Here is a 6,023-nt window from a genome sequence, read left to right on the forward strand (position 1 = left end):
GGGCGTTCGGCCGCCGCGGCGCCGGTGGTGAGCCCCAGCGGGGCCAGCGTGGCGGCGGCCACCGTGGCGCCTCCGCCGGTCATGAATGCGCGACGCAGCACGTCGCTCTCCTCGTGGTTCAGGGGGTCTTTCGCATGGGGGTCCCCCCTGTTCGAGCGGAGCCGAGAACTCGGGGGAGGGTCGTGCGGTTCGTGCGGGTCCTGCCTGTCGTACGGCTCGACGGCTCCTCGTGACTCACCGGGCACCCAGTCGGGGGCGGCCGTCCCCGGTGGCTCCACGGCCGGGCGCGCCGCGCGGCCGCGGACGGACGAGCGGGGCGCGAAGCCGAGGTCGGTGAGCGTGCGGCCGGGAAACATGTGCAGGAACACCCGTTCGTACGCGTAGTTGGGGCAGCGGATCTCACCCGCCTCCACCCGGCCGATGTAGCGCGCGTCACAGCTCACCCGCTCACCGATCTCGCGCGCCGCCCGCCGGACGAGCGCGGCGAACTCGGCCGGTGAGCGCCGGCCGCGCACCTGCCGGAAGGCCAGGTTCGGCCGGGGTGGCCGTTCGGGCTGTGACGAGGTCACGGTTGACGACGCCATGGCCGGGTCCTCTCGTGCGAACCGTCGAACCATGCCGGAACCGGGGAGATTTCGGGACGGGTCGCCCCTGTGACGCCCTGGTTCCGGCGGGCATGAACGTACCTGCTGTGACGGACCCGCCACGCGGTGTTTGGCTACAAACCGGATATCTCATCCACGATCCGCCATGAAGTGCCATCCTTTGCGGCGCACTTGTGCCGTAGCCGTTGACGGGCTCGCGCGTTGGACCCCATGGACCGCAACAGGGCTGTGTGGTGGAGGCCGGCATGGAGACCAGCCAGAGCAACGAACCTTGTACGACGCCGTCGTCGTCCGCGTCCGCCGCGGGTGACCCGGCATGCGACCTCGTGACGGTACCGGCCCGGCAGGGGCTGGAGGCGGTCGACATCCTGCGCCGCGAAGCCGCGGACGCGGTGGGGCCCGTCCTGCACGACGACGGCTGCGACACCCTCGGCTTCCTGGTGCCGGCGGGCACCGCCGCCTGCTGGGACGTACCCGGCAGCACCTGCACCGAGACGAACGGGCGCGGGCTGCGCCTCGACCCCGCCCCGCCGGTGGACGGCTCCGACTGGCTGCTGCCGCCCGGCGAGGCCGACCTCGCCACCGACCCGGTGGTGCTGCGCCGGGCCCTGGGGGAGGCGGCCCGGCTGATCGAGGCGGCCGACAGCTGCCGGTGACGCGCGCCCCCGCGGCAGCTGCGAGAATGGACCGATGGGCAGGTCAAGGAGCGCGTCCGCGAAGACAGGGCGCAGGTCGGCCGCCGTAACGGCCGTCGAGCAGCCGGTCGACGGCGGGCTCGCGCAGCTCGTACCCGACCCGGACCGCGCCCGGGCCTGGACCCTGCTGATCGACGGAGCGCCCCAGTCGCATGTCGACCTGGACGACCCCGCGTACCTCTCCTTCGAGTACCAGCGCCGCCTCGGCCATGTCATCGACCTCGTCGCCCCGCCCGGCAAGCCCGTGCACGCCGTCCATCTCGGCGGCGGGGCGTTCACCCTCGCCCGGTACGTCGCCGCGACCCGCCCCCGCTCCACCCAGCAGGTTGTGGAACGGGACGCCACTTTGGTCCAACTGGTCCGCCGCGAGCTGCCCCTGGATCCGGGCGCGCGGATCCGGGTACGTGCGGTGGACGCGCGCGCGGGCCTGGCCAAGGTGCCGGACGGCTGGGCGGACCTGGTCGTCGCCGACGTGTTCAGCGGTGCCCGCACGCCCGCCCACCTCACCTCCACCGAGTTCCTGGACGAGGTCCGCCGGGCCCTGAAGCCGTCCGGTGTCTACGCGGCCAACCTCGCCGACGGCCCGCCGCTCGCCCACCTGCGCGGCCAGATCGCCACCGCCGCCGCCCGGTTCGGCGAACTCGCGCTGGTCGCCGACCCGGCCGTGCTGCGCGGCAAGCGCTTCGGCAACGCGATCCTCGTCGCCTCGGACCTGCCGCTGCCGCTCGCCGAACTCACCCGCCGGGCCGCCTCCGACCCGCACCCCGGCCGGGTCGAACACGGCCGGCCGCTCACCGACTTCACCGGTGGCGCGCTTCCCGTCACGGACGAGGCCGCGGTGGCCTCACCGGCCCCGCCCCCTTCGGTGTTCCGCTGATCCCCGCCCCGGCGGCTCAGTAGGTTCCGACCTCGACCCGCGGCGGACCGTCGTGCCAGGTGCAGAACACCGACACCCGGTCAGCGCCCCGGCTGAACTCCACCCGGATCCAGCTCTCCGTCTTCCACACCTGCATCGACCAGCCGGTGCCCGGGGTCGCCGAGACGAGCGTGGCGTCGGCGGGGCCCAGGTCGAACACCGCCCGGCCGCCGTCGGTGTCGTAGGACCTGACCCGGCCGGACACGGACGCGGACGCGGACGCGGAAGCGGCGGGGGACGGAGGACGTGAGCGGGCCGGGGTGCGGGTGGGCGTCGGTGCCGGACGGGCGGGCCGCTCGTGCGACGGGCCGGGGGAGGCGGCCGGCGTCCGGGAAGCCGGTCCCGGGTCCGGCTCCGCCGCGTCGGCAGCCGTGACCGGCAGGGCGCGCGGCGGGTCGTACGCCGTCCCCGCCATCACCGTGTGCACGCCCCACCACGACAGCGTGACCGCCGCTCCCGTCGCGAGCAGCCATGCCAGTACGTGTACGAGTCCTCTGCGCATCGCGGGCCATACTGCCCCAGCGGCACCGCCGTGCGCACATGCCCGGAGTTGTCCACAGGCACCGGCCCGGTGGTGTCCGTATGGCGTACGGTGCGGCGCATGGCAAGTGTGCTCGTGGTCGAGGACGACCAGTTCGTACGCTCGGCGCTCATCCGGCATCTGACCGACGCCGCACACACCGTGCGCAGCGTCGGCACGGCGCTGGAGGCGCTGCGTGAGGTCGCCCATTTCCGCTTCGACGTGGTCGTCCTGGACCTCGGACTGCCCGACCTGGACGGCTCCGAGGCCCTGAAGATGCTCCGCGGCATCACCGACGTGCCGGTCATCATCGCCACCGCCCGGGACGACGAGACGGAGGTCGTCCGGCTGCTCAACGCCGGGGCGGACGACTATCTGACCAAGCCGTTCTCCGTCGAGCACCTCTCCGCCCGGATCTCGGCCGTGCTGCGCCGGGCCCGTTCCGGCGGCGCCGAGGCGCCGCCCCCGGCCGTGCTGCGCGTCGGCGGCCTGACCGTCGACCCGCTGCGCCGCCAGGCCGAGCTGGAGGGCACCCGGCTCGACCTCACCCGCCGCGAGTTCGACCTGCTCGCCTTCCTGGCCGGCCGGCCCGGGGTCGTCGTCCCGCGCAAGGAACTCCTCGCCGAGGTCTGGCAGCAGTCCTACGGCGACGACCAGACCATCGACGTCCATCTGTCCTGGCTGCGCCGGAAACTGGGGGAGACGGCCGCCCGGCCGCGCTATCTGCACACGCTCCGGGGTGTCGGCGTGAAGCTCGAACCTCCCGCCGACGGGGAGCCGCGATGAGGTGGGCGCTGGTCAAGGTCTGTCTGGCGGTCACCACGATGGTCGTGGTCGCCTTCGCGGTGCCGCTCGGCCTGGTCGTCAAGGAGATGGCCCGCGACCGCGCCTTCTCCCGTGCCGAGCGGGAGGCCGCCGCGGTCGCGCCCGCCCTGTCCATCACCACCGACCGGGACGAACTGGAGCGGGTGGTGGCCTCGGCCGGGGCCGACTCCGGGATGGCCGTCCACCTGCCGGCCGACGGCGGCCGGCCCGCACTCGACCTCGGGCGGCAGCGCGCCGCCGCCCGCGACATCGGGGCCGTACGGAGACTCGGCCGCGCCTCCACCACCGCAGTGACCGGCGGCTCCGCCCTGCTCCAGCCGGTCGCGCTCGGCTCCGGCGCCATCGCGGTGGTCGAGGTGTACGTCCCCGAGTCCGAGATGACCAACGGTGTGGGGACGGCCTGGGCGGTGCTCGCGGCCGTCGGTCTCGCGCTGGTCGTCGGCTCGGTCGCCGTCGCCGACCGGCTCGGGGTGCGCATGGTGCGCCCGGCACGGCGGCTGGTCGCCGGCGCGCACGAGCTGGGCGAGGGCAAGCTGGGCGCCCGGGTGCCGGAGGAGGGCCCGACCGAACTCAGGCTGGCCGCGGTCGCGTTCAACTCCATGGCCGACCAGGTGGTCCAGTTGCTCGCCAACGAACGCGAGCTGGCGGCCGACCTCTCGCACCGGCTGCGCACCCCGCTCACCGTCCTCCGGCTGAACGCGGCCTCCCTCGGCGCCGGACCGGCCGCCGAGCACACCCGGGCCGCCGTCGCCCAGCTGGAGCGCGAGGTCGACACCATCATCCGCACGGCCCGGGAGGCCAAGCCGCAGACGGCCGCCGCCGGTCCCGGCGCCGGCTGTGACGTGGCCGAAGTGGTGCGTGAGCGCATGGAGTTCTGGTCGGCGCTCGCCGAGGACGAGGGCCGCAAGTGGCGGGTGGCCGGCGTCGACCGCCCGGTGCGGCTGCCCGTGGCCCGTGCCGACCTCGCCGCCGCCCTCGACGCCCTGCTCGGCAACGTCTTCCGGCACACTCCCGAGGGCACCGCCTTCGCGGTCGACGTGCACAACGGGGAGGACGCGGTGATCGTGCTCGTCTCGGACGCGGGCCCGGGCATACCCGACCCGGCGGCGGCGATGGCCCGGGGCCGGGGCTCGGGCACCACCGGCTCGACCGGCCTCGGCCTGGACATCGTCCGCCGGCTCGCCGAGTCCACCGGCGGCGACGTCCGCGTCGGCGCCTCGGTCCTCGGCGGCACCGAGGTGCGGATCTGGTTCCAGCTCGACGGGCGGGGGCCGGTGGGCCGGGGGCACCGGGGCGCGGTGCGGCGGCGCCGGCCGCGCCGACTGGTCTCTACCTTTAACCGATCCCGATCGCTCCCTTAAGCGGACCATAAGCTCCGCAACCGCCGTCCGTATCAAGCCGATTGTCCGGATCGGGCTCGCTAGCGTGCTGCCGCACCCCCACAGGGCCGACCACCCCCTGTGACCCCCAGTGAGCAGTGAAGGCAGGCACGCGCATGAGTACGCACCGGCGCAGGATCAGCGGCAGGAACAAGGCGATAGGCGGCCTGGTGGCCGCGGCCGTGGTCGGCGGCGCCGCGGTCCTGCTCACCGGCACCGCCAACGCGGCCGGCGTGAACGCCGCGTACACCAGGACCAGCGACTGGTCGAGCGGCTACACCGCCCAGTACGTCGTCACCAACAACAGCGGCCGGCCCGAGACGACCTGGACGCTGGAGTTCGACCTTCCGGAGGGCGCGCGGCTCAGCTCCCTGTGGAACGGCGAGTCCGGCGTGAGCGGCCGGCACGTCACGGTGCGGCCGGCCAAGTGGGACACCGCCGGCCTCGCCCCCGGCAAGTCGGTGACCGTCGGCTTCGTGGTGAGCGGCAGCGGTGATCCGACGGGCTGCCGTATCGACGACACCCGGTGTTCCGCCGACGGTGGCGCCACCCCCGAGCCGAGCGGCCGGCCGACAGAGCCCCCGTCGCCGACCCCGGACCCCAGCAGGACGAGCACCCCGGCCCCCACCGACAGCGCCACCCCGACCAAGAGCGCGACCCCGACCCCCACCGGCGGCACCGGCACCGGCACCACGGCCTCCGCCGGTTTCGCCCCCTACGTCGACACCTCCCTCTACCCGGCCTTCGACCTCCTGCGCACGGCCGACGCCACCGGAGTGAAGAACTACAACCTCGCCTTCCTCACCGACGGCGGCGGCTGCACCCCCAAGTGGGGCGGTGTCACGGACCTGACCGGTGACGGCGTGGCCGCGCAGATCGGCGCCCTGCGCGCCAAGGGCGGTGACATCCGCGTCTCCTTCGGCGGCGCATCCGGCTCGGAGCTGGCCACCACCTGCTCCTCCGCGGACGCGCTGGCGGCGGCGTACGGAAAGGCGGTCGACGCGTTCAAGCTCACCAAGGTCGACTTCGACATCGAGGGCGGCGCGCTGCCGAACACCGCCGCCAACACCCGTCGCGCCCAGG

At 74.4% G+C, this 6,023-nt stretch carries 6 protein-coding genes and 1 pseudogene; 5 read left to right on the top strand and 2 right to left on the bottom strand.

Features of this window, described 5'->3' with window-relative positions:
* Positions 1 to 584, bottom strand: a pseudogene (locus tag AB0B40_RS37695) (hypothetical protein); the annotation flags it as partial.
* 266 nt (positions 585 to 850) lie between these two features.
* Here AB0B40_RS37695 and AB0B40_RS37700 point away from each other — a divergent pair.
* Positions 851 to 1,261, top strand: coding sequence for a hypothetical protein (locus AB0B40_RS37700; RefSeq protein WP_345047528.1), 411 nt, complete (start codon positions 851 to 853; stop codon positions 1,259 to 1,261).
* 34 nt (positions 1,262 to 1,295) lie between these two features.
* Positions 1,296 to 2,177, top strand: a complete 882-nt coding sequence (locus AB0B40_RS37705; protein ID WP_345047529.1) for a fused MFS/spermidine synthase — start codon at positions 1,296 to 1,298, stop codon at positions 2,175 to 2,177.
* A 16-nt stretch (positions 2,178 to 2,193) separates the two neighbouring features.
* Here AB0B40_RS37705 and AB0B40_RS37710 read toward each other — a convergent pair whose 3' ends face one another.
* A complete protein-coding gene (locus AB0B40_RS37710; RefSeq protein ID WP_362268129.1) occupies positions 2,194 to 2,718 on the bottom strand; it encodes a hypothetical protein in 525 nt (174 codons plus the stop codon).
* Positions 2,719 to 2,817: 99 nt separating this feature from the next.
* On the opposite strand from AB0B40_RS37710, the gene AB0B40_RS37715 reads away from it, so the two are divergent.
* The 3 genes from AB0B40_RS37715 to AB0B40_RS37725 form a co-directional block, all read left to right on the top strand.
* Positions 2,818 to 3,522 carry a response regulator transcription factor gene (locus tag AB0B40_RS37715; protein WP_345047532.1) on the top strand — a complete coding sequence of 235 codons (705 nt, stop codon included), beginning with the start codon at positions 2,818 to 2,820 and terminating at the stop codon, positions 3,520 to 3,522.
* A complete protein-coding gene (locus tag AB0B40_RS37720) occupies positions 3,519 to 4,922 on the top strand; it encodes a HAMP domain-containing sensor histidine kinase (RefSeq protein ID WP_345047534.1) in 1,404 nt (467 codons plus the stop codon). The genes AB0B40_RS37715 and AB0B40_RS37720 overlap by 4 nt, the downstream gene beginning before the upstream one ends.
* 134 nt (positions 4,923 to 5,056) lie before the next feature.
* Positions 5,057 to 6,023: cellulose binding domain-containing protein (locus AB0B40_RS37725; protein ID WP_362268131.1), on the top strand; the 967-nt coding region annotated here is incomplete at its 3' end.

Origin of the sequence: Streptomyces sp. NPDC042638, from assembly GCF_040647235.1 — a bacterium.
Lineage (GTDB): Bacteria > Actinomycetota > Actinomycetes > Streptomycetales > Streptomycetaceae > Streptomyces > Streptomyces rameus.